This window comes from Polaromonas sp. P1_F8, assembly GCF_056405635.1.
Map to the genome: position 1 here is coordinate 103,595 of NZ_JBFUBS010000003.1, position 24,999 is coordinate 128,593.

25 protein-coding genes are annotated in these 24,999 nt (G+C 63.9%); 13 read left to right on the top strand and 12 right to left on the bottom strand.

Going from position 1 to position 24,999, the window contains the following annotated elements; genetic code table 11:
- The first annotated feature begins 85 nt into the window (after positions 1 to 85).
- From hemC to AC1D1J_RS12275, 4 genes are read left to right on the top strand one after another with little or no spacing between them, the layout of a single operon-like run.
- Positions 86 to 1,051, top strand: coding sequence for a hydroxymethylbilane synthase (hemC, locus tag AC1D1J_RS12260; RefSeq protein WP_477694844.1), 966 nt, complete (start codon positions 86 to 88; stop codon positions 1,049 to 1,051).
- Positions 1,051 to 1,935, top strand: a complete 885-nt coding sequence (locus AC1D1J_RS12265) for a uroporphyrinogen-III synthase (protein WP_477694845.1) — start codon at positions 1,051 to 1,053, stop codon at positions 1,933 to 1,935. The genes hemC and AC1D1J_RS12265 overlap by 1 nt, the downstream gene beginning before the upstream one ends.
- Positions 1,932 to 3,092 carry a uroporphyrinogen-III C-methyltransferase gene (locus AC1D1J_RS12270; RefSeq protein WP_477688036.1) on the top strand — a complete coding sequence of 387 codons (1,161 nt, stop codon included), beginning with the start codon at positions 1,932 to 1,934 and terminating at the stop codon, positions 3,090 to 3,092. Before AC1D1J_RS12265 ends, AC1D1J_RS12270 begins: the two co-directional genes overlap by 4 nt.
- A gap of 22 nt (positions 3,093 to 3,114) precedes the next feature.
- Positions 3,115 to 4,398, top strand: coding sequence for a heme biosynthesis HemY N-terminal domain-containing protein (locus tag AC1D1J_RS12275; RefSeq protein WP_477694846.1), 1,284 nt, complete (start codon positions 3,115 to 3,117; stop codon positions 4,396 to 4,398).
- Between the two features lie 57 nt (positions 4,399 to 4,455).
- Here the strand turns inward: AC1D1J_RS12275 and AC1D1J_RS12280 are convergent, their stop codons facing one another.
- From AC1D1J_RS12280 to AC1D1J_RS12325, 10 genes are all read right to left on the bottom strand, one after another.
- Entirely contained in the window at positions 4,456 to 4,998 is a 543-nt protein-coding gene (locus AC1D1J_RS12280; protein ID WP_477688038.1) for a DUF805 domain-containing protein, read from the bottom strand.
- A 65-nt stretch (positions 4,999 to 5,063) separates the two neighbouring features.
- A complete protein-coding gene (locus AC1D1J_RS12285; RefSeq protein ID WP_477694847.1) occupies positions 5,064 to 6,431 on the bottom strand; it encodes a DUF58 domain-containing protein in 1,368 nt (455 codons plus the stop codon).
- A gap of 10 nt (positions 6,432 to 6,441) precedes the next feature.
- On the bottom strand, positions 6,442 to 7,437 hold the full coding sequence (locus tag AC1D1J_RS12290; protein WP_457279406.1) for an AAA family ATPase: 996 nt from the start codon (positions 7,435 to 7,437) through the stop codon (positions 6,442 to 6,444).
- A gap of 13 nt (positions 7,438 to 7,450) precedes the next feature.
- Positions 7,451 to 8,719 (bottom strand): DUF4350 domain-containing protein, encoded by a 1,269-nt coding sequence (locus AC1D1J_RS12295; protein WP_477688040.1) that lies wholly within the window; start codon positions 8,717 to 8,719, stop codon positions 7,451 to 7,453.
- Positions 8,716 to 9,498: a DUF4129 domain-containing protein gene (locus AC1D1J_RS12300; RefSeq protein WP_477688041.1), complete on the bottom strand. Its 783-nt coding sequence runs from the start codon at positions 9,496 to 9,498 to the stop codon at positions 8,716 to 8,718. Before AC1D1J_RS12300 ends, AC1D1J_RS12295 begins: the two co-directional genes overlap by 4 nt.
- Positions 9,495 to 10,250 (bottom strand): hypothetical protein, encoded by a 756-nt coding sequence (locus AC1D1J_RS12305; protein ID WP_477688042.1) that lies wholly within the window; start codon positions 10,248 to 10,250, stop codon positions 9,495 to 9,497. The genes AC1D1J_RS12300 and AC1D1J_RS12305 overlap by 4 nt, the downstream gene beginning before the upstream one ends.
- A complete protein-coding gene (locus tag AC1D1J_RS12310) occupies positions 10,240 to 11,232 on the bottom strand; it encodes a stage II sporulation protein M (RefSeq protein ID WP_477694848.1) in 993 nt (330 codons plus the stop codon). Before AC1D1J_RS12310 ends, AC1D1J_RS12305 begins: the two co-directional genes overlap by 11 nt.
- Positions 11,229 to 11,945: an RDD family protein gene (locus tag AC1D1J_RS12315; RefSeq protein ID WP_477666230.1), complete on the bottom strand. Its 717-nt coding sequence runs from the start codon at positions 11,943 to 11,945 to the stop codon at positions 11,229 to 11,231. Before AC1D1J_RS12315 ends, AC1D1J_RS12310 begins: the two co-directional genes overlap by 4 nt.
- 12 nt (positions 11,946 to 11,957) lie before the next feature.
- Complete coding sequence (locus tag AC1D1J_RS12320; protein ID WP_477688043.1) at positions 11,958 to 12,470, bottom strand: RDD family protein; 513 nt, start codon at positions 12,468 to 12,470, stop codon at positions 11,958 to 11,960.
- Between the two features lie 120 nt (positions 12,471 to 12,590).
- Entirely contained in the window at positions 12,591 to 15,731 is a 3,141-nt protein-coding gene (locus tag AC1D1J_RS12325) for an Rne/Rng family ribonuclease (protein ID WP_477688044.1), read from the bottom strand.
- A 622-nt stretch (positions 15,732 to 16,353) separates the two neighbouring features.
- Here AC1D1J_RS12325 and AC1D1J_RS12330 point away from each other — a divergent pair.
- The 5 genes from AC1D1J_RS12330 to AC1D1J_RS12350 all read left to right on the top strand — a co-directional run bounded on the left by AC1D1J_RS12330 (position 16,354) and on the right by AC1D1J_RS12350 (position 20,307).
- Positions 16,354 to 17,508, top strand: coding sequence for an RluA family pseudouridine synthase (locus tag AC1D1J_RS12330; RefSeq protein ID WP_477688045.1), 1,155 nt, complete (start codon positions 16,354 to 16,356; stop codon positions 17,506 to 17,508).
- Positions 17,505 to 18,119: a hypothetical protein gene (locus AC1D1J_RS12335; RefSeq protein WP_477688046.1), complete on the top strand. Its 615-nt coding sequence runs from the start codon at positions 17,505 to 17,507 to the stop codon at positions 18,117 to 18,119. The genes AC1D1J_RS12330 and AC1D1J_RS12335 overlap by 4 nt, the downstream gene beginning before the upstream one ends.
- A gap of 66 nt (positions 18,120 to 18,185) precedes the next feature.
- The gene (locus tag AC1D1J_RS12340; protein WP_457279396.1) at positions 18,186 to 18,845 is read left to right on the top strand and encodes an HAD family hydrolase; all 660 of its coding nucleotides are present in this window, start codon (positions 18,186 to 18,188) and stop codon (positions 18,843 to 18,845) included.
- Between the two features lie 7 nt (positions 18,846 to 18,852).
- Positions 18,853 to 19,227 (top strand): Rieske (2Fe-2S) protein, encoded by a 375-nt coding sequence (locus AC1D1J_RS12345; protein WP_477688047.1) that lies wholly within the window; start codon positions 18,853 to 18,855, stop codon positions 19,225 to 19,227.
- A gap of 21 nt (positions 19,228 to 19,248) precedes the next feature.
- Entirely contained in the window at positions 19,249 to 20,307 is a 1,059-nt protein-coding gene (locus AC1D1J_RS12350) for a S49 family peptidase (protein WP_477688048.1), read from the top strand.
- 72 nt (positions 20,308 to 20,379) lie between these two features.
- On the opposite strand, the gene AC1D1J_RS12355 is transcribed toward AC1D1J_RS12350, so the two are convergent.
- On the bottom strand, positions 20,380 to 21,147 hold the full coding sequence (locus AC1D1J_RS12355; protein ID WP_477694849.1) for an SAM-dependent methyltransferase: 768 nt from the start codon (positions 21,145 to 21,147) through the stop codon (positions 20,380 to 20,382).
- On the bottom strand, positions 21,144 to 21,791 hold the full coding sequence (locus tag AC1D1J_RS12360; protein WP_477688050.1) for a Maf family protein: 648 nt from the start codon (positions 21,789 to 21,791) through the stop codon (positions 21,144 to 21,146). The genes AC1D1J_RS12355 and AC1D1J_RS12360 overlap by 4 nt, the downstream gene beginning before the upstream one ends.
- Before the next feature lie 25 nt (positions 21,792 to 21,816).
- Between AC1D1J_RS12360 and AC1D1J_RS12365 the strand changes: the two genes are divergently transcribed.
- The 4 genes from AC1D1J_RS12365 (at position 21,817) to AC1D1J_RS12380 (ending at position 24,974) form a co-directional block, all read left to right on the top strand.
- On the top strand, positions 21,817 to 22,371 hold the full coding sequence (locus tag AC1D1J_RS12365; RefSeq protein WP_477688051.1) for a YceD family protein: 555 nt from the start codon (positions 21,817 to 21,819) through the stop codon (positions 22,369 to 22,371).
- A gap of 239 nt (positions 22,372 to 22,610) precedes the next feature.
- Complete coding sequence (gene rpmF / locus AC1D1J_RS12370) at positions 22,611 to 22,793, top strand: 50S ribosomal protein L32 (RefSeq protein WP_007873878.1); 183 nt, start codon at positions 22,611 to 22,613, stop codon at positions 22,791 to 22,793.
- Between the two features lie 88 nt (positions 22,794 to 22,881).
- Positions 22,882 to 23,997, top strand: coding sequence for a phosphate acyltransferase PlsX (gene plsX, locus AC1D1J_RS12375; RefSeq protein WP_477694850.1), 1,116 nt, complete (start codon positions 22,882 to 22,884; stop codon positions 23,995 to 23,997).
- Positions 23,997 to 24,974: a beta-ketoacyl-ACP synthase III gene (locus tag AC1D1J_RS12380; protein WP_477694851.1), complete on the top strand. Its 978-nt coding sequence runs from the start codon at positions 23,997 to 23,999 to the stop codon at positions 24,972 to 24,974. Before plsX ends, AC1D1J_RS12380 begins: the two co-directional genes overlap by 1 nt.
- Positions 24,975 to 24,999 lie beyond the last annotated feature (25 nt).

Below are 24,999 nucleotides of genomic sequence, written 5' to 3' on the forward strand. Positions count from 1 at the left end.
AGCCTTGCATGCTAGCATTCACTTCCCCCCAAGTATTACAAGCAGGTTACGAGTGTCCGCAGCGTTTGAATCCAGACCGAATGATATGAAAAAAGTGGTCATCGCCACCCGCGAAAGCCGTCTGGCGATGTGGCAGGCCGAGCATGTGAAGGCGCTGCTGGAGTCGCGCCTGGGCTGGCAGGTCGAGCTGCTGGGTATGACCACACAGGGCGACCAGATACTGGACCGCTCACTGAGCAAGGTCGGCGGCAAGGGCCTGTTCGTCAAGGAACTCGAAGTGGCGCTCAGCGAAGGGCGGGCCGACCTGGCAGTGCATTCGCTCAAGGATGTGCCCATGGACCTGCCCGAAGGTTTTGCGCTGGCCTGTGTGCTGGCGCGTGAAGACCCACGCGATGCTTTTGTCTCTAACCAATTTGCCACGCTCGCGGAGCTGCCGCAGGGCGCCGTGGTGGGCACTTCCAGCCTGCGCCGGCTGGTGCTGCTCAAGGCCATGCGTCCCGACCTGGTCATACAGCCGCTGCGCGGCAACCTCGACACGCGCCTGCGCAAGCTCGATGAAGGCCAGTACCAGGCCATCGTGCTGGCGGCTGCTGGCCTGAAGCGTCTCGGCCTGGAGTCGCGAATCCGCTGCACCTTTGAGCCCGCCCAGATGCTGCCGGCCGCAGGCCAAGGCGCCCTGGGTATTGAGGTGCGCGCTGACCGCGCCGACCTGATGGCCGCGCTGGCCACGCTGGCGCACCAGCCGACCTGGCTGGCCGTGACGGCCGAGCGTACGGTGTCGCGCGCCATGGGCGGCAGTTGTTCCATGCCGCTGGCGGCCTTTACGCTGGGTGCTGCTAACGGGGACGTCATGCAACTCAATGCCGCCTGGGGCGACCCGGCCACCGCCGAGGCGCCATCCGCCGTTGCAGGCCCGCTGGCGCCGCTGGTGCAGGTCAACCAGACCGCCGTAGTGCGCAATTTTGCCGAGGCCGAGGCCCTGGGTGAGGCCGTGGCGGCGCAATTGCGCGCCGGTGGCGCCGTGTGGGCCGGCAAAGCCCCGGGCGCCTGATGCTACACGCGCCGGTGCCTCCGAGTGGCGCTGCGACCCGCGTCATCGTGACCCGGCCCGCGCAGGATGCGCAGCACTGGGTGCAGCAACTGCAGCTGGGGGGCTTTGCCGCCGAGGCCCTGCCGCTGATTGACATTGCCCCCGCTCTGGAAACGGCTGCGCTGGAGCACGCCTGGCAAACACTTGGCCAATACGCCGCCTGCATGTTTGTCAGCGGCAATGCGGTGGAGTACTTTTTCAAACAAAAAATGGCTGCAGCCCATACAGGACGAGCGCAAGCAGCTATCAATAGCATAGCGAATGCCGATGCAGTGCTGCCGGCAGCGTTGCGTTTTCTGGCGCCCGGGCCGGGCACTGTGGCGGCTTTGGTGGCCGCCGGGGTTCCTGCCGGGCAGATCGATGCGCCGCCGGCCGATGCGGCCCAGTTTGATTCGGAAGCCCTGTGGGCGGTGACAGGCCAGCGCGACTGGCAAGGCAAGCGCGTGTTGGTGGTGCGGGGGGAGGGGGCTGCCTTGCCTGGGGCCACGGCATCTTCCGGACGCGACTGGATCGCCCGCCAGTGGGAGACTGCCGGTGCGCGGGTGGATTTTGTGGGGGTTTACCGGCGCCTTGCGCCTGTGCTTAGCGAAACCCAACTTCAGCGCGCGCGCGCCGCCAGCGTGGATGGGTCTGTATGGCTCTTCAGCAGCTCTGAAGCGGTGGCCAACCTGACGGCCTTGCCTGCGCTGGCCGGGGTGGACTGGCGCCGCGCCCGCGCGGTGGCCACGCATCCGCGGATTGAGGAAGCCGTGCGTGCTGCCGGTTGGGGTGTTGTTGTGGCGTCACGTCCTGCCCTGAAGGACATCAGGGACACACTTGCCTCGATAGAATCTCTTTATCCATGAGTGACAGTCCTAACGCCCAGCCTCCATCCTCCACGCCAGACAACGAGCCGGTGCTGGAGCGCGCGCTGGTGCCGCTTCCCCCGCAACCCGTTTCGCCAGACGTCTGGGTGGTGCCGCGCAAATGGGCACTGCTGGTTGCCGTGCTGGCGGCTGCGGGCTTGCTCGTGAGCGGCTTGCTTTGGCAAAAGCTCGGCAATATCCAGGAAGAGCTGGCCCGCCGCAGCATTGATTCCGGCGCGCAGGCCATTGAAGCGCGCACACTGGCGCGCCAGGCCCAGGAAGGTACGCGCGAACTCTCCGCACGGCTGGCCATCCAGGAAACCCGCATCAGTGAAGTCAGCCTGCAGCGCACCCAGCTTGAAGAACTCATGCAGAGCCTGTCGCGCTCGCGCGATGAGAATCTGGTGGTTGATGTGGAGTCGGCCCTGCGCCTGGCCCAGCAGCAGGCCCAGCTCACCGGCAGCGCCGAACCGCTGCTGGCCGCGCTCAAGTCGGCCGACCAGCGCCTGTCGCGTGCCGCGCAGCCGCGCCTGAACCCGCTGCAACGCGCCATTGCCAAGGACATGGACCGCATCAAGGCCGCAACGCTGACCGACGTGCCGGTTCTCATGCTCAAGCTCGACGAACTGGTCCGCATGGCAGACGACCTGCCGGTAGCCAACGCCATGGTGGCAGCCGGCCAGCGTGCATTGCCCGCTGCGGCCGCGCCGGCTTCCGCGCCGCGCACTGCAGCGTCGGCCGCGTCTTCCGCCGGAAAGTCTTCCATGCTGGGATTCGACAAGCTGGCTCTCGACGCCTGGTCGCAGCGCACGCTGGACAACCTGCGCGAAGAAGCACGCAAGTTGCTGCGCGTGAGCCGCATTGACCAGCCCGAGGCCGCCCTTGTGTCGCCGGAGCAGTCGTTTTTCCTGCGGGAGAACCTCAAGCTGCGTCTGCTCAATGCGCGCCTGGGCCTGTTGTCGCGGCAGACGGATTCGGTGCGCGCTGACCTTGGCAGTGCCAATGCCTGGCTGGGCAAATATTTTGATGCTTCTTCCCGCAAAACGCAGGCCGCAGCGCAGCTGCTGGCCCAGGTCCAGGGCCAGCTGAAAACCAGCGAGCTTCCGCGCCTGGACGAAACCATGGCCGCGCTGGCCACAGCGGCCGCAGGCCGCTGAGCGGGAAAAGGCAGGAACCAGCATGCGCGCCGCCCTCTGGCTTTTGGCCCTGTTTGGCGTGGCTGTTGCCGTGGCCCTGTTTACGGGCAACAACCAGGCCGTGGTCACCATCTTCTGGCCGCCGCACCGTGTCGATATTTCCTTCAACCTGATGGTGATGCTGCTGGCAGCGCTTTTCCTGGTGTTGTATCTGGCCTTGCGCGCGCTGTCGGCGGTGTTTTCGCTGCCGGCGGAAGCCAGGCGCTGGCGTGCCCAGCAAAAAGAGCGTGCCATGTACGGCGCTCTCATGGATTCTCTGGCGCATCTGCTGGCGGGGCGCTACATCCGTTCGACCAAGTCGGCACAAAATGCGCTTGCGCAGGCAAAGAGCCTGAACCTGCTGACCGACGAATCCGGCCATGTGACAGGCCACAGCACCAGCCGCGGCAGACAGTTGCGTTCGCTGGCCCATCTTCTGGTGGCCGAAGCCGCGCAGGCGCTCCAAAACAAGAGCTTGCGCGACCAGCACCTGCAATTGGCGTTGAAGAGTTCACGCCATGCGCAGGAAGTGCGCGAGGGCGTGCAGTTCCGTGCGGCTCGCTGGGCGCTGGACGATCGTGACGCGGGTGCGGCACTGGATTGGCTGGGCCAGCTTCCGCAGGGGGCATCGCGCCGCACGCTGGCCCTGCGCATGAAGCTGCGCGCCTCGCGGCATGCGCGGCACACGGCGCAAGCGCTGGAAACCGCGCGCCTGCTGGCCAAGCACCGCGCTTTTTCACAGGCGGCGGCGCAAAGCATTGTGCGCGGCCTGGCCCTGGAGCTGCTGAACGATGCGCACGACCCCGCGCAGCTGCAGCAGGCCTGGTTCTCGCTGGATGACACCGAACGCGCCATGCCCGAGCTGGTGGTGCATGCGGCGTCGCGCCTGATGGCGCTGCACGGTGACCCGGAACTGGCCCGCAGCTGGCTCCTGCAGGTCTGGGACCGCACGATGCAGCCGCGCTCGGAGATCGGCGACAACCTGCGCATCAAGCTGATCGGTGTCCTCGAAGCCGGCCTGGATTCGCTGGACGCGGCCTGGCTGGCCCGCATTGAAAACGCACAGCTCAGCCGTCCACGCGATGCCAACCTGCAGTACCTGGCGGGCATGGCTTGCCTGAGCCGCCAGCTCTGGGGCAAGTCCCGCCAGTTGCTGACGCAGGCGGCACCGGCGCTTCAGGATGTAACGCTTCACCGCAATGCCTGGCGCGCCCTGGCGCTGCTGGCTGAGCAGCGTGAGGACGAGGCGGGCGCTGCGCAAGCCTACAAGCGCGCCGCGCAGATATAAGACAGGCTCTGAGCGCGCGCCTCGCTCCTGGCGGGCATGCCGCCCGCCGTGGCAGGTTTAGGGCTTGACCATCTGGGCCGCTTTGGCCCGCTGCACATAACCCTGGTAAGCCGGCAAAGCGATGGCGGCGATGATGCCGATGACCATGATGATGGGAAACATCAGGGCGCCGATTTTGACCAGCGTGGTGTTGGGAGGCGGAGGGGCGCCAAAGCGGTTGCTGCCCTGGGTTCCCGAATTGAAAATCCAGACCAATCCCACCAGGGGGATGAAGGCCAGGATCGCCGTCCAGCCGCTCCATCCCATGTCGTGGCTGCGCTGGATAGTCAGCAGGATGAGAAAAAGAAAATAGGGAATCATGACCACGAAACCAACAATGCCCGCTGCGGCGCCGGCGCCGGCAGCGCCTGCCAGCATGCTGAGTCCGAAGACGCCTACCAGCAAAAGCAGGTAGCCGACAAAGGTGCGGGCCAGATACCGCATGCGTCCGACGCGACCCCTGGCAGAGAACCACTTGACGGGTTGTGTATCTCCCTCACGGTCATAGACATCAGCGACAGCCGCGCGCGGTGCGGCATAAGGATTCATGGCTTCAGACATTTCTCTTTCCCTCCTGTTGTTGAAAAACGAAGAATAACCGCTGCCGGGCTGAATGCAATGCCCGCTTACAGCAGGCCGGCGCGTTTGACCGCGTGGTAGCGGTTCACCAGCGAGACGGCCAGTTGCGTCGGTTCCACATCCATCGACAGCGGGTCATTGCCGACCACCCGCGCAAAGGCATCGCGCCGCGACTGCCCGAACAGGTGGGCCGCCGCGACATCCACGGCATCCGCCGGGCTGGACAGCGCCTGGCCGGCGATGCGGCCAAGCACCCGCTCGCGCAGGCTCGCCACCAGGACGAGGTGCTTGCGGCGTAACAGTTTGAGCGCGGGACGCAGCTCAGCCGAATCCTCGTCGCGGAAGTTTGTGAGCACTATCACCAGTGCACGGCGACGCTGTACACGCAGCAGTTCCTGCGCCGCCATGAGATAGTCCGAATGCATGGCGCCGGGCTGGATGTCGTGCAGGCGGTTCATGAGGGCATTGAGTGTGGCGGCGCCTTTGCGGGGCGCAAAGTCACGCCGATGCCCAGGCAAACCGCCGAAAGTCATTGCGCCGACTTCGTCGCCTTCTTTCAGTGCGACATAGCTCAGCAGCATCAGGGCGTTGAGGGCCTCGTCGAAATGGCTGCTGCCGCGCAGCTCTTGCTCCGGGCTGCTTTCATCAGCGCGCATGCGGCGGCCGCAGTCGAGCAGGAAGAACACGCACTGATCGCGGTCGTCCTGGAATTCACGCACGATGGGCCGCTGGTGGCGCAGTGTGGCCTTCCAGTCGATGTGCCGCAGGGAGTCCCCGGTTTTGTAATCAGCAAGCTGGCGGAAATCAGTGCCCAGCCCGCGCTGGACATAGGTCTTAATGCCGATCTGGGCGAGCCGCCGGTCACCGGAAAGCCACGCATAGCGGGCCAGTGCTGCAAAGTTGGGATAGACACGCAGCTTCCCGGGCTGGCCCAGCGCCTGCTGCACCTCAAAACAGCCGCCGCGGGTGTGCCAGCGCAGCTGGGTCGTGCCGAAAAGGGCGACGCCACGCTCTCTCGCGGTCACTGTGTATCGCAACTCGGCGCGCGAAGCCGGTGGTACGGTGACGGCCTGTGGCAGGCCTTCAAAGGTAAACCGCGGATCGACCTCATCGAACACCGTCACTGCCCAGGCCAGGTGACCGTCATTGACCAGCGCCAGTGTCAGCACCGTTGGCACGCCCAGTGAAAAAGCGCCGGGCAGCGTGCGCTCAATGCGCAGCGGCGCTGTCCTCCACAGGCGCAGGCTGCGCCAGAGATCAAAAATGGCGCCTGCCAGCGCCGCCAGCAAGACGGCGCCGGCCAGTATCGCGACCCGGTCAACCGGCAACCCCCCGAGCAAGGCCAGTGCGGCGGCCGCCGTGATGCAAGCCAGCACCCTGACAGTCGTTTTTGCGGGGATCACCAACCAGCGCATGAGTTGCGGCCTAGAGACGGGGGGCCTGGACGCTGCCCAAGGCACTGCGCAGCAAGTCGTCAACACCCAGTCCTTCCAGCTGCGCATCGGGCGAAATCATCACCCGGTGGCGCAAGGCCGGCAGGGCCTGCCGTGCCACATCGTCGGGCGTGATGAAGTCCCGTCCGTGCATGAGCGCGCCGGCCCGCGCAGCCCGTACCAGGGCCATGGTGCCGCGCGGCCCTGCCCCCGACGAAAGGCCTGGCCAGTCGCGTGTGGCGCGGGCGATGCGGACCGCATAGTCAATGACCTGCTCGTGCGCCTGCACCAGGCTGGCCAGCCGCTGCAGTTCAAGCACCTGCGCGTCGTCCAGGCACGGCCTGACCGCATCAAGCGGCAACTGGTTGCCGGCACGCTGGCCGGTGGTCAGCTGCACGATCGCCTTTTCTTCAGCATGGCTGGGGAAGTCGATGTTGATCTTGAGCAGGAACCGGTCCAGCTGCGCCTCCGGCAGAGGGTAGGTGCCCTCGGTATCGATCGGGTTTTGTGTCGCCATCACCATGAAGGGACGGGGCAGCGGCATGGCCTTTCCTTCGAGCGTGACCTGGTATTCCTGCATCACTTCAAGCAAGGCGCTCTGGGTTTTGGCTGGTGCGCGGTTGATTTCATCCGCCAGCAGCAGGTGCGTGAAGACCGGCCCCTGGTGTACCCGCAGCGTGCCGATGCCGGCTTCGCTCCGGGTCGATGGGTCCAGCACGGAATGACCCGTGATGTCCGAAGGCATCAGGTCGGGCGTGAATTGCACGCGGGCGTAGCGCAGGCTCATGGCCTGCGCCAATGCGCGCGCCAGCAATGTCTTGCCCAGTCCCGGTACACCCTCAATCAGGACGTGGCCGGATGCGACCAGCGCCACCAGGGTCTGGTCGACGGCTTCCGATTGGCCGACCACGGCTTTGCCGACCTCCTGGCGCAGGGTTTGCAGCGACTCGGCTGCGCGGCTCAGTTCTTCGTTGGGAATGAATGACATGGTGTTTCTCGGTTCAGGATGAAGGAGGAGATGAAGCGGCAGATGAGGTGCTGGGTGAGGCGCCAGGTGAAACGGGAGACGTGAAAGCTGTTGGCGGCCGCGTGTCGGGCCCCGTGGCGTCGAGGCGCCGGCGGGCGGTTTCGATCAATTCCAGGTCGGCGGCCAGCACGCCGGGGTTGCGCGACCTGACTGCCTGGGCGCGTTCCAGCAACAGGGCGTCCAGGCCGGTGGCGCGTGCGATCTCGACTGTGCGTTGCTTCGGATCAAGCTGTGAAAACCGGCGCAATTGCCGGGTGGCCGACTCGTGCAGCGCGCGAAGCTGCGCTGTATGCAAGGCCTTCGGCCCGTGCATATGCAGAAAACGCGCCGTACCGCGCACTTGCTCCGCCATCGAGCGCCGGTGAGCGCTTGCGGACGCTGCCAACGGCCCGAAGCGCACGCTGGCGCGCCACAGTGCCAGCGCCAGTGCCAGCAAGCCGAGCAACAGGGCAACCCAGGCCTGGTGCCACAGCCAGGGCATGAAGGGCTCCCGGGCCTCTTCGGCGACAAACCAGAATTCAGTGCCGGCGCGCGCCTGCAATGCCGCGGCCGCCAGCTGCGCATTGTCGGCGCGCAGCAGGTTGCTATTGTCAAGCAGGTTCCATCCACCGAGCACGGTGACCGTGCCCTGGCCGACCTGCACGCGCACGGCCTCGGTGCCGGCCGTGCCGCGTAGGGACCACAGCGGTGCGGCCAGCCGATTCACCGGCAGGTACTGGGGGCTGAAATATGCGCCGCAGGCGCGATAGACACGGCTGTCGCCGTAGCTCGCGATGACCTCGGCGGGCTCTTCCAGCGCGCGGCAGTCCATGTCCTTGACGGGTTTGGCCAATGGGCGCGGCGGCATCGCGGGCGACTCCCACTTCAAGGGGCTTTGCTCCGTGACGGGTAGCCAGTCCTTTAGCGATTTATGGCTGGCCAGGAAGCCCGGGATGACCAGGTGCCCGCCCTGCGCCACCCAGGCACGCAGGCGCTGCGCGCGTTCGGGGAACAGGTCCCAGTTGCGCGACACCAGCACCAGCCGGGCTTGCGGCGGCGGCATGGCATCCAGGCCTTTGTGTCGCACGACCCGCGCACCCAGGGCGACCAGCAGTTTTTCGGTGGCGTAAAGCGGGTTGCTAAGTGCTTCGCCCTTGGCCGGCGTGGGCGTGTCGGCATCGACCCATTCAGTGGCCGACATCAGCCAGGCGCCGCCCGCCAGCAGCAGCACGCCCAGCAGGACCAGCACCAGCCGGTCTCTCATGCCGCCGCCTTCGCCGGCCCGGCCGGTGCGCCCAGCCGGGCGTCAAATTCGGCGCACAGCGCCAGCACGCCGGCCGTGGCCGGCAGGCGCCCGCCGTAGGCCGCCAGCTGCCAGGCGGCTACCAGCCGCGAAAAAAACTCCAGCGACATGGGCGCCAGCCGGCCCTCGCTGAGCGTCACGCATTCGCCTTCGGTGCTGGCGTTGCGGATGGGCACCGCATGCAGGTGCACCAAGCGCGAGAGCGCGCCGCGGTAAAGCAGTGACAGCGCGGGCCGCCGCTGGCCGCGCTGCCAGAGCGAGGCGACCTCGGAGCCCACGTCGTCGGGCAGGCTTTCAGGCCGTATGTCCAGGCTGCCGATATGGCTGGGCAGGGGCGCCATCCGGTGCCGACCGCCGCCGGCCCGCACCTTCACCCAGCGCCGTATGCCGACCACCAGCCAGGCCAGGGCCAGCGCGCCCAGCGCCCACACCAGCAGGCGCGCGCCCTCGGACACCTTGGCCACCAAATCCTTGAGCCAGTTGAGGCTGTCGCGATCCTTCTTTTTGTCTTCCGGCTTTTTGTCCTGGCTCTTGAAGCGCAGGGATTTTTCGCTCTTGCTGCCGGGCAAGTTGGGATCGGCACGAACCCGGTCGGCGGCCGATTGCACCTGCTGGCGCGAGGGCGGCTCGGCTGGCGCCGCAGCCGGGTTGGCCCACGATGGCATACCCGCCATCACGACGCAGGCCGCGGCCCATCGCCATGAAAAGCACCTTGCGGCGGCGTGGCGAGAAGCCATCATGGCCGGCCTTTAGCCGCTGCGGAGGTGAAAGCACGGCGGAATTCCTGTTCGATGTCCCAGGCCTCGAGCTCGACGCGCCGGTTCAGGTACATCGCAAATCCGGCGGCCACAAAAAAGGGCTCGATCAAACCGACGACGAAAGCGTACACCGCGGCAAAAAGCAGGCTTTGCGCTGAAGCCTCCGAGTCGAGCAGCCAACGCCAGACGTCTCCGAAGCTGCCTTCAGGAGCGAACCACAGCAGCGCCGACAGGATCGAGAGTTCGAGCGCGATCTCGACATTGGCAAAAATCATCTGCATGCCGGCGCCCGCACCACGGCGCCCGCGCAGCAATTGGTCGCGCCGCTTGCGCCTGGCGCCGCCGCGTTGGCCTTCGAGCTGATCGACGGCCTGCGTGAATGAACGCCAGGGGGACAGGCGCCGCCACAGCAGTGTCCGGAGCAACTGGCCGCCCCAAACCATCCCACGGCGCTGCCAGAGGTCGTTCCACCGCGTGGGCTGGCCGAACACCGCGCGTGACAGGATGAACAACAAGGTACGGTCAAACCAGGGCTTGAGCCAGAAAATCAACAGCCCGGGGAGCCAGCCGGCAAACTCCGCCGTGCACAGAACCAGCGCGATGACGACCACATACATGGGCAGGAAAGTGCGCCAGATGGAATCGGCATGGCGACGCACCAGTGCGACGCCCAGATCGGCGGCTTCGGCCATGGGCCGCGGCCGCAGTGCGACGGCGAGTGCATCAACCTGCATGGTGTTTTCCGGGGTCCGCGGGGACGGCGCGCGGCCTTCCCTGCCACCCGAGGTAAGCCAGCACCAGCGCCCAGCAGGCTGCGCCCGCACCATATTTCACAGTGGGCGTGACCCATCGCGCCGAAGACCAGAAGGCCTCGACGGCGGCAGCGATCAGAAGGAGGCCGATGACGCCGTAAATCACCACGATAGCGTGGCGGGCCGCCAGCCGGAGCGCCTCTAGCCGGGTATGCCGGCCCGGCGCGATCAGTGCATAGCCCAGCCTGAGTCCTGCCGCGCCCGCCAGCACGATGGCGGTCAGTTCAAAGGCGCCGTGGGTGATGACGAAGGAGCAGAAGTTCTGCCCGTGGCCGGCGGCGATCAGGTAGCCGCCGACGGCGCCTATCTGCACGCCGTTGAACAGCAACACGCCGGCGCTGCCGACCCCGCCGAAGATGCCGGCCGCGAAGCAGCGAAAACCGATGCCGATGTTGTGCATGACGTAATAGCCGAACATCTGCCAGTCGCCGCCGGCGTCGCGGTTGCGCCCGAAGGACCTTGCGCTGTCGCTGTACATGCCGTCGAACTGCTGCACTTGCGCCGCGTCCATCAAGTGCAGGATGAAGCCGGGGTCGCGGTAAGTCGCCAGGCCGGCAGCCAGCAGCGGCAGCACGAACAGCAGGAACGCCACCAGCAGGTAGGCCCGGTGTGCGCGTACGGCTTGCGGGAAGTCAACCAGCGCCAGCCGTCCAAGGCGCGCCAGGCCGTAGTCGTGCTGCCGGTAGATCAGCCGATGCGCGCCTTGCGTCAATGTTTCGAGCCTTTGCGTCAGGTGAACGGGATAGGCGCGAGCCTGCGCCAGCGCCAGGTGCTCGCAAACACGGCGGTAGAGGGTGGCCAGCCGCGCACCGTCGAACTTGCGCTGGGTTTCGGCGATACCGATCACCGTCTCGAGTTCGGTCCAGAGGGGCGCATACAGGGCTTCAAATTGCAGAGGCGTCATCGGCGCGCGTCTCCTTCACGCCGGCCCATCAGCCATTGCGCCAGCCCGAGCAGGCGTTGTGTGGCGCTGCTGCCTGGCACACCCGTGCCAAGCACGGGCTCTGCCAGCGCTGCGAGTTCGCCGAAACGTTCAGGGGTTAATCGCGTTGCACGGCCGGCCCAGGAGAGCACCGAGGCCTGTTCGGTCGCGGATAGCGGCCGTGCGGGGGCCAGCGGATCAGCCAAGGGAACATCGCCATGAAGCTTGACGGATTCGCTAAACACCACAAGGGTACCGGCGGCCAGGTCACCCAGCCGCTTGCTGTCGCTGCGCCAGAGGACGCAGAGCAGCCCGGCACCAAATAGCGCCGGCATGAAGTCGGCGGCCCGCAGGAGGTTGCGGGTCAGCGAGGCGGCGGGCGTTACCGGCAGGCCGGAATCCATCACCACACGCAAGCCCATTGCACGCTTGCCAGGGGTGGCTGCGGCGCGGGTCAACTCGAACACCACGGGATAAAACCACTCGAGGCCGAAGTAGGTCACCAACAGGATTGCCGCGCCCGCCTTGCCCATTACGCCGACCACTACGGCCACAGCGATAAACAGGCAGGACCGTATGGCCAGGTCGATCAGGTAGGCTTGCCCGCGTGCCACGATGCCGGCGGGCCGTAAGGACAATGTGATGCCCTCCGGCGTTTCGGCCGTGTACAGCGTATCGAGGCGCGCGGTTGTCACGGGCGTGGGGGCTCAGGCCTTGACGACGATGGTGTCGGCAATCTCGTCGTGCAGGCAGCGGCGGGACTTGCGAAAGATCAGCAGGCAATCGATCAGCGAATAGATCCAGATCACGACCGCTATGAGGCTGGCCGCGTAACCCACGCCATAGCGCAAAGCCAGGCGCACGTTGGAAACGGCTTCGCCCGAAGGCCTGGTAATGCGTATCTTGAGCAGGACTTTGCCAATCGTCTGCCCCCGCGTTGCGAGCAGATAGCCGTTGAGCAGCAGGAAAAGCAGGGTACTGACGACCATGCCCACGGGATCGACGGCGGACCACGCGCTACGCCCTGAGGTGTCCCAAGGGTTGTAGGGTGTCAGTACCGACACCAGCCAAAGCACCAGGCTCAGGAAAACAGTATCAAGTATGACGGCACCAAGCCGCTGGCCGCGGCCGGCCAGTTGCGGGCCTTCGGTCGTTGCGGCTACATCTTCCACATTGGCCTGCGGCGGCGCGTAGCGCGCATCGTGCTGCGGGTTGTCCATCGTCCTCTCCCTCTTGCCGGTTTTATTGGCTGATTCTAGAGCCTGTTTCACGGCATAAAAAAAGCCCGCGTCTGCGGGCCTATTGGGAGATCAGCCGTTCACGCGGCTAAAGGAGGGTGCTCACTGACCGGCTGACTGCTCGAAAGGCAGCTTCACAGCGCCCAGGTCGCGCTTGGTCTCAACCAGCACCAGTGGGCCTTCGTCGGACACCACCAGCGGTGGACGCTCGCGCGGCACGTGGACGGGTTTGACTTCGGCGGCGATAGCGGCCTTGGCTTCGGCGATCTTGGCAGCGTCAGAGTTGACCCACTGCAAGCCTGAAGACTGGGCGACCTGAACCAGGTCCTGCAGAGGCAAGTCGTAAGACTGGACCTTGGGCAGGGTGGCGGCTTGCGGCGCAGCGGCTGGAGCGGGTGCGCGAGCAGGCGCCGGCGCTGCGACCGGTGCTGGCGCAGCCACGGCGACAGGTGCCACATAGGCGGGGGCAGGCGCTGCAACAGGAGCGGCGGCAACCACATCTGCTACAAATTCAGGAGCTGCTTGCGCACGCTGTTCATGGGCTTGCGGCTGATTTGGTTCTGAAAACTCGCCTTGGGCAGCGGGTGCACCGGCTTCTGCGGGCTGCTCATTGCGCTCACCGTTTTCACCACGTTCGCGGCGGTCACGGCCATAACGGTCGCGGCTGCGGCGTTCGCGTGGCTGGCGCTGTTCGTCGCCCTGGCCGTTTTGAGCGGGTGCAATCACATTGCCGGCGTCATCCAGCACGGGGGCTGCCGCTGCGGCTTCAGGGTTGAAGCCGGCGCTGCCTTCGGCGGCAGCGTTCTGCCCTTCGGCTGCGCCTTCAGGGCGGTCGCCTCGGCGGTCGTTGCGACGGCCGTTGCGGTCGCCGCGGTCACGGCGGCCTTCACCGCGCTCACCACGCGGTTCACGGTTGCCTTGTGGGCGCTCGCCATCTTGCGGCGCGCGTTCCTGGCGCGGCTCGCCGGCTTCACCACCCATGGCGGCTGCCATGGCGGCCTGGTTGGCCAGTGCGAGGTCCTGCTCGACGGGGTCGCGCTGGATGCGCTCGCCGCCGCGCTCGCCACGTTCACCGCGCTCGCGGCGGCCGCGGCCTTCGCGGCCGGGGTTTTCGCTGCGGGGCTGGTCGCCGGCATTTTCAGGACGGCTTTCGCCGCGGGCTTCACCGGCTGGGCGTTCCTGGCGGCCGGCTTCGTTGCGGCCTTCCGGGTTGCGTTCACGGCGCTCGCCGCCACGGCCTTCATTGCGGCCTTCGCCGCGACCTTGGGCCTGGCCTTCTGGGCGAGGTTCGCGTCCTTCGCGGTTTTCGCCTCGGCCTTCACCGCCGCGTCCTTCGCTGCGGCCACGTCCACCGCGGCGGCCGTCGCGGCCTCCGCGTTCGCCGCCACGGTCCGAACGCTCACCGCGTCCATCACCACGGCCATCGCGGCCTTCACGCCGGCCTTCGCCGCGCTCGTCTTTTTTCACTTCTTTGGCGGCAGGTGCCGGAGCTGGTGCTTCCGCGCCGCCGAACAGGCTCTTGATCCAGCCGAAGAAGCCTTTTTCTGCAGGGGCGGCCGCTGCCGGGGCAGGGCGGCGTGACTGGGGCTTGGGAGCCGCTTGCGGCGCCACTTCCGGCTTGGGCGGGGCCACAGGCGCGGGTGCGTCGGGCAAGACGCCCTTGATGATGGGCTCCTGCTTGTTGTGCTTTTCCTGGCTGCGGCGCGTGACGGTGGTCGGATCCTCGATTTCGTCGGCCATCTTGTAGCTGGCGGCGATATTGTCCAGGCGCGGGTCGTCGTGTTTCAGGCGTTCCAGGCGGTAGTTGGGGGTCTCCAGCGTCTTGTTGGGCACCAGCAGCACATTGATGCGCTGTTTGACTTCGATCTTGGCGATCTCGGAGCGCTTTTCGTTCAGCAGGAAAGAGGCCACGTCGACAGGGACCTGGCACAGCACCGAGGCCGTGCTGTCCTTGAGGGACTCTTCCTGGATGATGCGCAGGATCTGCAGCGCCGAGCTTTCGGTGTCGCGGATATGGCCGGAGCCGCCGCAACGCGGGCAGGGGATGGATGCGCCTTCCGACAGGGCGGGGCGCAGGCGCTGGCGGCTCATTTCCATGAGGCCGAACTTGCTGATGGTGCCGAACTGCACGCGGGCGCGGTCTTGCCGCAGCGCGTCGCGCAGGCGGTTTTCCACGTCGCGGCGGTTGCGCGACTCTTCCATGTCGATAAAGTCGATGACGATCAGGCCGCCCAGGTCACGCAAACGCATCTGGCGCGCGACTTCATCGGCGGCTTCAAGGTTGGTGCGGGTGGCGGTTTCTTCGATGTCGCCGCCCTTGATGGCGCGGGCCGAGTTCACGTCGACCGACACCAGAGCTTCAGTGTGGTCAATGACGATGGCGCCGCCCGAAGGCAGCTGCACGGTGCGGGCATAGGCAGACTCGATCTGGTGCTCGATCTGGAAGCGGCTGAACAGAGGCGCGTCGTCGCGGTAGCGTTTGACGCGGTGCTCATGCTCCGGCATGACGTGCGCCATGAACTGGCGGGCCTGCTCGTAAACGTCGTCGGTGTCGAACAGGATGTCGCCGATGTCGCTGTTGAAGTAGTCGCGGATCGCGCGGATGACGAGGCTGGATTCCTGGTAAATCAGGTAAGCACCCTTGCCGCCCTTGCCGGCGCCATCAATGGCCGTCCAGAGCTTGAGCAGGTAGTTCAGGTCCCACTGCAGCTCAGGCGCGCTGCGGCCAATGCCGGCGGTGCGCGCAATGATGGACATCCCGTTGGGGTACTCCAGCTGATCCATGTTCTCTTTGAGTTCGGCCCGGTCTTCGCCTTCGATGCGGCGGCTGACGCCACCGCCGCGCGGGTTGTTGGGCATCAGGACCACATAGCGGCCTGCGAGCGACACGAAGGTGGTGAGGGCTGCGCCCTTGTTGCCGCGTTCTTCTTTTTCGACCTGGACCAGCAGTTCCTGGCCTTCACGGATCACATCGTTGATGCGCGCCTGGTTGACGGGCACGCCCTGGGCGAAGTATTGCTTGGAGATTTCCTTGAACGGCAGGAAGCCGTGGCGGTCTTCGCCGTAGTCGACGAAGCAGGCTTCCAGCGAAGGCTCGACGCGGGTGACGACGGCCTTGTAGATGTTGCCCTTGCGCTGTTCGCGCCCTTCAATTTCAATTTCGTAGTCGAGGAGTTTTTGTCCATCGACGATCGCCAGACGGCGTTCTTCAGCCTGTGTGGCGTTTACCAGCATCCGTTTCATGGGTAGCCTTCCTTATCGTTCTTCGTTTTGATGTCATCTCTTGAACATCAATCACATGCCCAAAATGGGCCAACGACGCCGGAGGGACGCAGTGCGAACTGGAGGAATTGCCGGAGAGCTTTTGACAGCGCGCGGCCGACCGAAGTGAATCGGTCAGCGACGTGGTCTGGGCGTAGGCGCGTGGATGGAGCGAGCAGGGGTCAAACGGGTGGGTGCTACAAAAAGAGTAGCTGCTTGCGCCCACTGTACAAGGGCTGGCGGCTGATTTATGCCAAAAGCAGGGCCCACGAATGTCGTGAGGCGCCGCAGGCACATATAAATCAGACTGACCAGTGTTGTCATCAGAGGGCTACCGTTAAGGACTTGATCTCGACTGGATCCGCATGCAGCCTGTTGTTCATGACTTGGGCTGCACACATGGTATTCCGTGGTTGTGTTCGCAAAACGTCGACTCTTCTACCGTGCAAAGACGCTCGCCGCGAGGTGCCTGGCACTCGTCGCTTGCGGGCAATTGCCGGCGTGGGCATCGACCTTCCAGCGAGGCTGCTTGTTTGCCTTTTCAGGGCCGGGGACTTGCGTGGACTAAACTCCAGACAAATCAACCACTTACAGCGCATCGCTAGTGAAACACATTATAGGGTCAGCAAAGGGCTTGGCAAGGAAACCCGGGAAAACACCGGTATGGCCGCCCGCAGCCGTGTCCGCGCCCACCCCGGCACCATCCAATCCCCAGGCGGCGGCCCCGGCTGCGCCGCAGGCCACGCTGGTGACGGTAGATGAAGACTATGCGGGCCAGCGCCTCGACAATTTCCTGATCCGCCAACTCAAGGGCGTGCCCAAAACCCATGTCTACCGCATCATCCGAAGCGGCGAAGTGAGGGTGAACAAAGGCCGGGCGCAGGCCGATACGCGGGTGGAAACCGGCGACATCGTGCGCCTGCCGCCGGTTCGCACTTCCGAGCGGGCCGGTCAAAAGGCCGAGGCCATGGCCCAGGAAATCGCCCGCCACGGTGCGAGTTCGACCACGGGTGGCTATGCGCCGTCCCGCGAATTTCCGATTCTTTTTGAAGACGACTTTGTGCTGGCTATCGACAAACCGGCCGGTGTGGCGGTGCACGGTGGCAGCGGCGTGAGCTTCGGCGTGATCGAACAGCTGCGCATGGCCAGGCCCGAGGCTGACTTTCTGGAGCTGGTGCACCGGCTGGACCGCGAAACCAGCGGCATCTTGCTGATCGCCAAGCGACGTATGGCGCTCAAACTGCTGCAGGAGCAGTTCCGTGAGCGTGAAACCGACAAGGTCTATCTGGCCCTCGTCGGAGGCGACTGGCCGGCCAATCACCGCGTGATCGACAAGGCGTTGCACAAGTATTTGTTGCCCGATGGCGAGCGGCGTGTGAAAGTGGTGCCCAACGATCACCCCGACGGCATGCGCTCGGTGACGCTGGTCAAGGTCAAGTCGGCTTTTCCCGCCAGTCTGCTGGCGCCCGCAACGCCCTTTACCTTGCTCGAAGTCACGATCAAGACCGGCCGCACCCACCAGATCCGCGTGCACCTGTCCAATGAAGGTCATCCGATTGCCGGCGACGACAAGTATGGCGACTTTGAACTGAACCGGGCGCTGCAGAGGTCCGCCCCGGGCACGGTATCGCTCAAACGCATGTTTCTGCACGCCTGGAGCCTGAAATTTAACCACCCCAAACTGCGCAAGGTCGTGCACCTGCAGGCGCCTTTGCCGCCTGAACTGCAACAGTTTTTACCGGCGCAGGTTTTTACATGATTCGCGGGGGCCCTGAAGCGCTTGGCTCAAACAGCGCAGCCAAGCCGATACGGGGAAAGTTCAGCGGCCTGGCCGGAACAGTGCTGATGTTTGTTTTTGCCGGTCCTGCCCTGTACGGTGTGGCGTATTACCTGGTGGCAGGTGAGCTGGGGCGCGGCGAATTCCGGTGGAGCGAAGTGCCCTCGGTCATCTTTTGGCCGCTTTTGACGGAGTTCATGTTCTGGGTGTCGTGGGGGCGTGTTGAAACGATGCTTCTGTTTCCGCTCCCCACCCTTTTGGCGGCCGCGGTTTTTTGGCTGTTGAACAGGCGGGTGGTGCCTTCCTTGAACGCCGTGTCTGCATTTCGTTTTGTTGTTTCCAGATCGGCAATCTGCCTGGTGGTTTGTGTGTGCGCTTTTGTGGCCCTGAATCCGGGGACAGTGACACAAGGATGGGATGCGCTGTATTTTTACAACCCCCACAACCGGCATCCGTTCGACGACTCAGGGTGGGGGTTTCTTGAAAACTATGGACCGCTGTTCCATTTGACGGTGCTCGGCCTGGCAAGCGTCTTCTTGGGCGCAATTCACGGGTTCTCGTCGTGGTGGCTCCGTAAAAACCGGAACAATTGACGCCTGCATTTCAACGTTTGTCCATGTGCGCGCATAGGCCGGCGTTCCCTAAGACAATATATCCCCATGCAAACCCGAAATTTCGACCTGATCGCTTTCGATTGGGATGGCACGCTGTTTGATTCGACCAAAATCATCGTGCGCTGTATCCAGGCCGCAGTGCGTGATGTGGGCGGCACGGTCCCCACCGACAAGGAAGCCGGCTACGTCATCGGCCTGGGCCTCATGCAGGCGCTGGCTCACGCAGCGCCTGATGTGCCGCCTGAAAAGTATCCCCAACTGGGCGAGCGCTACCGCCATCACTATGCTGCGCATTACGACGACCTGAGCCTGTTTGAGGGCGTGCTTCCCCTGCTCGACGCTTTGAAAGCGCGCGGTCACCTGCTCGCGGTGGCCACCGGCAAGTCGCGCCGCGGCCTTGACGAAGTACTGCGCACCGTGGAGCTCAAAGGCGTGTTCGACGGATCCCGCACGGCTGACGAGACGGCAGGCAAGCCCGATCCGCGCATGCTGCATGAGCTCATGGCGGAGTTCGGTATTCCCGCGGGGCGCGTGCTGATGGTGGGCGACACCACCCATGACCTCCAGATGGCGGTCAATGCTGCTTGTGCCAGTGTGGGGGTGAGTTATGGCGCGCATGAGCCGGACACATTTACCGCGCTGTCGCCGCGCCATGTCGCGCATTCGGTGCAGGAACTGCACGACTGGCTGCTGGCCAACGGGTAGCCTTTCGATGACGTCCACGGACCCCCGGCAAGCTTTGTGCAATAGCCGCGACCTGCTTGAAGGCGGGTTGGCAGTGCCGTTCGATGTCATTTATGCCGGGCAGACCTGCCGCGCCTTTGCGGTCCGTTACGAGGGAATGGTCCACGCGTATCTCAATCGCTGCACCCATGTCGCGATGGAGCTGGACTGGCAGCCCAACCGGGTGTTTGATGCCGGGGGGCAGTGGCTGTTATGCGCCAGCCACGGCGCCGCCTACCGTCCTGATACCGGCCAATGTGCCGGTGGGCCTTGCCAGGGAGGCCTGGTGAAAATCGAGCTTTCAGAAATCGAAGGGGTTGTTTATTGGCATTCTGCTTACAACCTTAAACCGCTACAGTTCTAATACCTCTCTAAACTATCGCCCATGAACGACCCCCATCGCCCCGACCCTCCCATGGACTCTGATTCGCTGCGCGAATCGGATTTCCGGCCCAACCAGCCGGAATCCGTCCCGCCTTATCCCCAGGCCAGAAAATCCGCCGTTGACCCTTCCGCCACCCCCGGCTGGGAGCGCGCGACGCTTGAGAAACTGGCTTTTGCTGCGCTCAACGAACAAAAGGCGACGCGGCGCTGGAAAACCTTTGTGCGCCTGTCCTGGCTGGCGTTTTTCATCGCCCTGGTATGGATGGCACTGCACCGCGGCACGCCTGCCAGCGATGCGACTGTTCCGCACACGGCCGTGGTGGAAATCAAGGGTGAAATCGCCGCGGGCGCCGACGCCAGCGCCGAGTTTGTCAACGCGGCGCTGCGTGCCGCCTTTGAAGACGAAGGCGCCAAGGCGGTCGTGTTGCTGATCAATTCGCCCGGCGGCAGCCCGGTGCAGGCCGGCATGATGAATGACGAAATCCTGCGCCTGAAGGCCAAGCACAAGAAGCCGGTTTACGCTGTGGTCGAAGAAACCTGCGCTTCCGCCGCTTATTACATCGCCGTCTCGGCCGACAAGATTTACGTCGACAAGGCCAGTATTGTGGGCAGCATCGGTGTACTGATGGACGGCTTTGGCTTCACAGGCTTGATGGACAAACTGGGCGTGGAGCGCCGCTTGCTGACGGCCGGCGAAAACAAGGGCTTCCTTGATCCGTTCAGTCCGCAAAGCGAAAAACAAAAGGTCTTTGCACAGGCCATGCTTGACCAGATCCACCAGCAGTTCATCGCGGTGGTCAAAGCCGGCCGTGGTAAACGCCTGAAGGAAACGCCCGAAATGTTCAGCGGCCTGTTCTGGAGCGGCCAGCAGGCGGTGGAACTGGGGCTGGCCGATCAGCTAGGCAACCTGGAGTATGTGGCCCGAGAAGTGGTCAAGACAGACGAGATTATTGACTACACCCGCCGCGACAATGTAGCCGAACGGCTGGCCAAGAAGTTTGGCGCGGCGATGGGCGAGGGTGCCATGAAGGCCTTCAAGGCGATCCCGGCGCTTCGCTAGGGCGACTTGAGAAAGCGTGGTCATTGTCAAAAAGCCCGCTTCGCGCGGGCTTTTTTGTTCGTGTCTGGCGCTTTAGCGGCCGATACAGAAAACGGTTGGCAATTCCAGTGGTGCCTGGAGTTTGTCGCATTTCCAGCCGCTGACCTGCGCGCTGCGGGACCAGCCTTTGGTCATTGTCAGGCCGCAGCTCAGCGCCAGCCGGGTGTTGCCCTGCAGCGTTTGCAGCAGTGACTGGAACAAGGCCGCATTGCGATAGGGTGTTTCGATGAAGAGCTGGGTCTGGCCGGATTTGAGCGCCAGGGATTCCAGTTCGCGGATGCGTTGGACGCGCTCGGCCGGTGCCTGCGGCAAGTAGCCCGTAAACGCAAAATTCTGGCCGTTCAGACCACTCGCTGCCAGCGCCAGCATCAGCGACATCGGGCCCGTCAGCGGTACAACCTCCAGCCCCAGGTCATGGGCGGCGCGTACCACGGAGGATCCGGGGTCGGCAATGGCAGGCATGCCGGCTTCGCTGACCAGTCCCATGTCGCGGCCTTCCACGGCTGCCATCAACAGGGGGCGTGCGTCGAAGTTGCCGGTGTGGTCGCCTTTTTTGTGAACCTCCCGTGGCAGCTCCTGGATTTGCTGCGACTGCAGCGGCGTGCTGAGCGGCTGCAGCGCGTCGATACGCTTGAGGTAAGCGCGCGTGCTTTTGGCGTTTTCGCAGATCCAGCAGGAGAGCCTGGCGGCGATTTGCACGGTGCCCAGCGGCATGACATCCTGCAGAGGGGCAAGGTCGTCGCAGCCGAAGTCAAGCGGCGCAGGCACCAGGTAAAGTTTCCCTTTTGTCGCGCCGCTCATGGCTGGCTCCCACGGGCTGAAAGCAGCTTGACGCCTGCGGCTTCGATGAGCCTGCAGGTGCGGATCAGCGGCAAGCCGATCAGCGCAGTCGGGTCGTCGTTGTCGATCGATTCAAGCAGCGCGATGCCGAGGCCTTCGCTTTTGGCGCTGCCCGCGCAATCGTACGGTTGCTCGGTGCGCAGGTAGTTTTCAATTTCGTCATCTGTCAGCGTGCGGAATTTCACCCTCACTGCGGCCAGGCTTTGCGCTTCATAACCGCTGTCCAGGCACACGACGGCCACAGCCGTCTGAAAAATGACGGTTTGCCCTCGCATCCGGCGCAGCTGGATGACGGCGTTTTCGTGGGTGCCCGGCTTGCCGAGCGGCTGGCCGTCGAGGTCTGCAACCTGGTCGGAACCGATAACAACCGCGCCGGGAAATGCCTCGGCGACAGCTCGGGCCTTGGCCAGAGCCAGCCGCTGGGCCAGTGGGCCGGGCAGTTCACCGGCATGGGGCGTTTCGTCCACGTCGGGCGCGACCACCTCAAACGGAATATGCAACCGCTGCAGCAATTCCCGGCGATAGCGGGAGGTCGAGCCCAAAATCAGGGGGCGGTTTTGCCCGGTGTGTCTGGCGATTGCGGCGAGGTCGGGGACAGGATTCATGCCTTGATTCTCTTACACTGCACTCATGTCCAGATCCCTGCAGCCCAACCGACTCAACATGACCGCTTTCGCCCAGGATGGCGTGGCGCTTTCCGAGACTACTTTGCTACGAAATATGGAGCGCCTTGCGCACGAAGCGCAAGGGTTGCAGGCTGATTCAGCAGTGAAATGGCAGGCGGTCGGCGAGTTGCGCCCGCGCCCGGGTGTCGAAGACGACGTATGGCTGCATCTGACGGCTGAGGCTGTTGTTCCTTTAACCTGCCAGCGCTGCATGGGTGTGGTTGCCACACCTGTAGAGGTGGACCAGTGGTACCGCTTTGTGGCCAATGAAGACATTGCCATGGCCGAGGACGACCAGTCTGAAGAGGATTTGCTGGTGATGGAGCCCCAGTTCGATTTGCTCGCTGTGGTGGAAGATGAATTGCTGATGGCCCTGCCGCTGGTGCCCATGCACGAGGTGTGTCCTGTCGCGCCCAAACTGCAGGCGGGCGACCTTGGTGACAACGCAGATTCGGTGGGCGAGGGTAGTGAAAAACCCAATCCCTTTGCGGTTCTGGCGCAGCTTAAAGCAAAAAAGTAGTAATTTAGAATTACTTATTTCTCAGGTAAAGCTCCTGCATTTGTCGGCATTTCACCAGTCGCGGGTTAAGGTGATGAAATTTGTCTCGCATCGAGCTATAATCAAAGGCTTCGCGTACCAATGCGGTGAATACGGTTACATGGCGTTTAGACCGCCTTGGGCCGATATTCAGGTCCAGCTGTCTGAACTCGGATTTTGGTGCGTAATTTACCAACCTTACACCCCATCAGGAGCGGATCATGGCCGTCCAGCAGAACAAAAAGTCACCTTCGAAGCGCGGCATGCACCGCTCGCACAACGCACTCACCGTGCCAGGCATTGCCGTGGAATCCACCACCGGCGAAACCCACCTGCGCCACCACATCAGCCCTACCGGTTTTTACCGTGGCCGCAAGGTGCTGAAAACCAAATCCGAAGCGTAATTCCACGCTTTGAGCATGGGCCCGCACTCATCCTGCGGGCCTTTCTTTTGCCTGAATTCCACTCTCTCTTGACTGCACCGGTCGCCCCATGATCAGGATCGCTGTCGATGCCATGGGCGGCGATATCGGCCCAGCCGTCACGCTCCCGGCCAGCCTGGCTTTCCTGGATGGCCATCCGGATGCTGCTGTGGTGCTGGTCGGCCAGCCTGAAGTCCTCGCGGGGCACCCGTTGTACCCCCGCCTTCAAGCCCATCCGCGCTGCCAGATCGTTCCGGCCAGCGAGATCGTCACCATGGACGATCCCATCGAGATCGCCTTGCGGCGCAAGAAGAACTCCTCGATGCGGGTCGCGATGAACCAGGTCAAGGATGGTGTGGCCCAAGCGGCCGTATCGGCCGGCAATACCGGCGCCTTGATGGCCATTGCCCGCTACGTCCTCAAAACCCTGGAGGGCATAGACCGTCCGGCCATTGCTACCCAGCTGCCCAATGCCCTGGGCGGCGCCACCACGGTGCTGGACCTGGGTGCCAATGTCGACTGCACCGAAGATCACCTGCTGCAGTTTGCAGTGATGGGATCCGCCTTGGTGGCAGCCATCACCAGCAACCCCACGCCCAGTGTCGGTCTGCTCAATATTGGCGAAGAGGCGATAAAAGGTAGTGAAATTATAAAAAAAGCCGGCGAATTGTTGCGTTCTGCGTCTAATTCCGGTGATTTGAATTTTTACGGGAATGTCGAAGGTAACGATATTTTCAAGGGAACGACCGATATCGTCGTCTGTGACGGTTTTGTGGGCAACGTCGCGCTCAAGGCCAGCGAAGGTCTTGCAAGCATGATCGGCGGCTTCATAAAAGCTGAGTTTTCCCGCAATGTTTTGACAAAAACTGCGGCCATCATTGCTTATCCGGTGCTAACTGCGTTTAAAAATCGGGTTGACCACAGGCGGTACAACGGCGCCGCCCTGCTCGGTCTGCAAGGTTTGGTTTTCAAAAGCCACGGCTCAGCGGACGCCTTTGCTTTTGAGACGGCGCTGAATCGGGCTTATGATGCGGCTCGGAACAATTTGCTTGAGAGAGTGCGCGAACGCATAGCCCATGCGGCCCCCTTGCTGGTGGCAGCGCAGGCGGCGCCCCCTGCTGATGCGCCTGTCGACACCTCCTCAATGCCAGTTGACTCAGCAGTCTCAACACCGGCCACTTATTAATGACCCGTTACTCACGCATCACCGGCACCGGTAGTTATTTGCCGCCGCGCCGACTGACCAATGCCGAACTGGCCGCCGACCTGGCGACCCGGGGTGTGGAAACCTCCGATGAATGGATTGTGGAGCGCACCGGCATCCGGGCCCGCCACTTTGCCGCGTCCGACGTGACCAGCAGCGATCTGGGCGTGGAAGCCGCCAAAAACGCCTTGCAAGCCGCGGGCTTGCAGGCTTCCGACATCGACCTCATCATCGTGGCGACGTCGACCCCGGACATGGTGTTTCCGTCCGCTGCCTGCATTTTGCAGAACAAACTGGGCATCGCTGGTTGCCCGGCCTTTGACGTGCAGGCCGTGTGCAGCGGATTCGTGTATGCATTGACCGTGGCCGACGCCATGATTCGCACCGGTTCGGCCAGCAAAGCACTGGTGATCGGTGCGGAAGTGTTCTCGCGCATCCTGGACTTTTCGGACCGCACCACCTGCGTGCTGTTCGGGGACGGCGCCGGCGCCGTGGTGCTGGAGGCCTCGGACACGCCGGGCATTCTTGCCAGCGACCTGCATGCCGACGGCAAGCATGTCGGCATCCTGTGTGTGCCGGGCAATGTCTCGGGTGGTCAGATCCTGGGCGACCCCTTGCTCAAGATGGATGGCCAAGCCGTGTTCAAGCTGGCTGTGGGCGTGCTCGAAAGCGCCGCGCGCGCTACGCTGGAAAAAGCCAACATGACCGATGCCGACATCGACTGGCTGATTCCCCACCAGGCCAACATCCGCATCATGCAAAGCACGGCCAAAAAACTGAAGATGCCGCTCGAGAAGCTGATTGTCACCGTCGACCAGCATGGAAACACCTCCGCGGCTTCTATCCCGCTCGCGCTGGATGTGGCCGTGCGCAGCGGCAAGATCCAAAAAGGCGACACCCTCATGCTCGAAGGCGTGGGCGGCGGCTTTACCTGGGGTGCGGTGCTTCTCAACTACTGAGTGGCTCCCACCCATCTGCCAGGCT

What these genes read in the sequence shown, in the direction of transcription:
- AC1D1J_RS12300 (WP_477688041.1), bottom strand. Translation starts at nt 9,498, where the DNA reads ATGATGGCTTCTCGCCACGCCGCCGCAAGGTGCTTTTCATGGCGATGG.
- rpmF (WP_007873878.1), top strand. Translation starts at nt 22,611, where the DNA reads ATGGCCGTCCAGCAGAACAAAAAGTCACCTTCGAAGCGCGGCATGCAC.
- AC1D1J_RS12345 (WP_477688047.1), top strand. Translation starts at nt 18,853, where the DNA reads ATGACGTCCACGGACCCCCGGCAAGCTTTGTGCAATAGCCGCGACCTG.
- AC1D1J_RS12380 (WP_477694851.1), top strand. Translation starts at nt 23,997, where the DNA reads ATGACCCGTTACTCACGCATCACCGGCACCGGTAGTTATTTGCCGCCG.
- AC1D1J_RS12360 (WP_477688050.1), bottom strand. Translation starts at nt 21,791, where the DNA reads ATGAATCCTGTCCCCGACCTCGCCGCAATCGCCAGACACACCGGGCAA.
- hemC (WP_477694844.1), top strand. Translation starts at nt 86, where the DNA reads ATGAAAAAAGTGGTCATCGCCACCCGCGAAAGCCGTCTGGCGATGTGG.
- AC1D1J_RS12295 (WP_477688040.1), bottom strand. Translation starts at nt 8,719, where the DNA reads ATGAGAGACCGGCTGGTGCTGGTCCTGCTGGGCGTGCTGCTGCTGGCG.
- AC1D1J_RS12290 (WP_457279406.1), bottom strand. Translation starts at nt 7,437, where the DNA reads ATGTCATTCATTCCCAACGAAGAACTGAGCCGCGCAGCCGAGTCGCTG.
- AC1D1J_RS12350 (WP_477688048.1), top strand. Translation starts at nt 19,249, where the DNA reads ATGAACGACCCCCATCGCCCCGACCCTCCCATGGACTCTGATTCGCTG.
- AC1D1J_RS12275 (WP_477694846.1), top strand. Translation starts at nt 3,115, where the DNA reads ATGCGCGCCGCCCTCTGGCTTTTGGCCCTGTTTGGCGTGGCTGTTGCC.
- AC1D1J_RS12305 (WP_477688042.1), bottom strand. Translation starts at nt 10,250, where the DNA reads ATGCAGGTTGATGCACTCGCCGTCGCACTGCGGCCGCGGCCCATGGCC.
- AC1D1J_RS12340 (WP_457279396.1), top strand. Translation starts at nt 18,186, where the DNA reads ATGCAAACCCGAAATTTCGACCTGATCGCTTTCGATTGGGATGGCACG.
- AC1D1J_RS12310 (WP_477694848.1), bottom strand. Translation starts at nt 11,232, where the DNA reads ATGACGCCTCTGCAATTTGAAGCCCTGTATGCGCCCCTCTGGACCGAA.
- AC1D1J_RS12280 (WP_477688038.1), bottom strand. Translation starts at nt 4,998, where the DNA reads ATGTCTGAAGCCATGAATCCTTATGCCGCACCGCGCGCGGCTGTCGCT.
- AC1D1J_RS12320 (WP_477688043.1), bottom strand. Translation starts at nt 12,470, where the DNA reads ATGGACAACCCGCAGCACGATGCGCGCTACGCGCCGCCGCAGGCCAAT.
- AC1D1J_RS12325 (WP_477688044.1), bottom strand. Translation starts at nt 15,731, where the DNA reads ATGAAACGGATGCTGGTAAACGCCACACAGGCTGAAGAACGCCGTCTG.
- AC1D1J_RS12285 (WP_477694847.1), bottom strand. Translation starts at nt 6,431, where the DNA reads ATGCGCTGGTTGGTGATCCCCGCAAAAACGACTGTCAGGGTGCTGGCT.
- AC1D1J_RS12365 (WP_477688051.1), top strand. Translation starts at nt 21,817, where the DNA reads ATGTCCAGATCCCTGCAGCCCAACCGACTCAACATGACCGCTTTCGCC.
- AC1D1J_RS12270 (WP_477688036.1), top strand. Translation starts at nt 1,932, where the DNA reads ATGAGTGACAGTCCTAACGCCCAGCCTCCATCCTCCACGCCAGACAAC.
- plsX (WP_477694850.1), top strand. Translation starts at nt 22,882, where the DNA reads ATGATCAGGATCGCTGTCGATGCCATGGGCGGCGATATCGGCCCAGCC.
- AC1D1J_RS12265 (WP_477694845.1), top strand. Translation starts at nt 1,051, where the DNA reads ATGCTACACGCGCCGGTGCCTCCGAGTGGCGCTGCGACCCGCGTCATC.
- AC1D1J_RS12335 (WP_477688046.1), top strand. Translation starts at nt 17,505, where the DNA reads ATGATTCGCGGGGGCCCTGAAGCGCTTGGCTCAAACAGCGCAGCCAAG.
- AC1D1J_RS12355 (WP_477694849.1), bottom strand. Translation starts at nt 21,147, where the DNA reads ATGAGCGGCGCGACAAAAGGGAAACTTTACCTGGTGCCTGCGCCGCTT.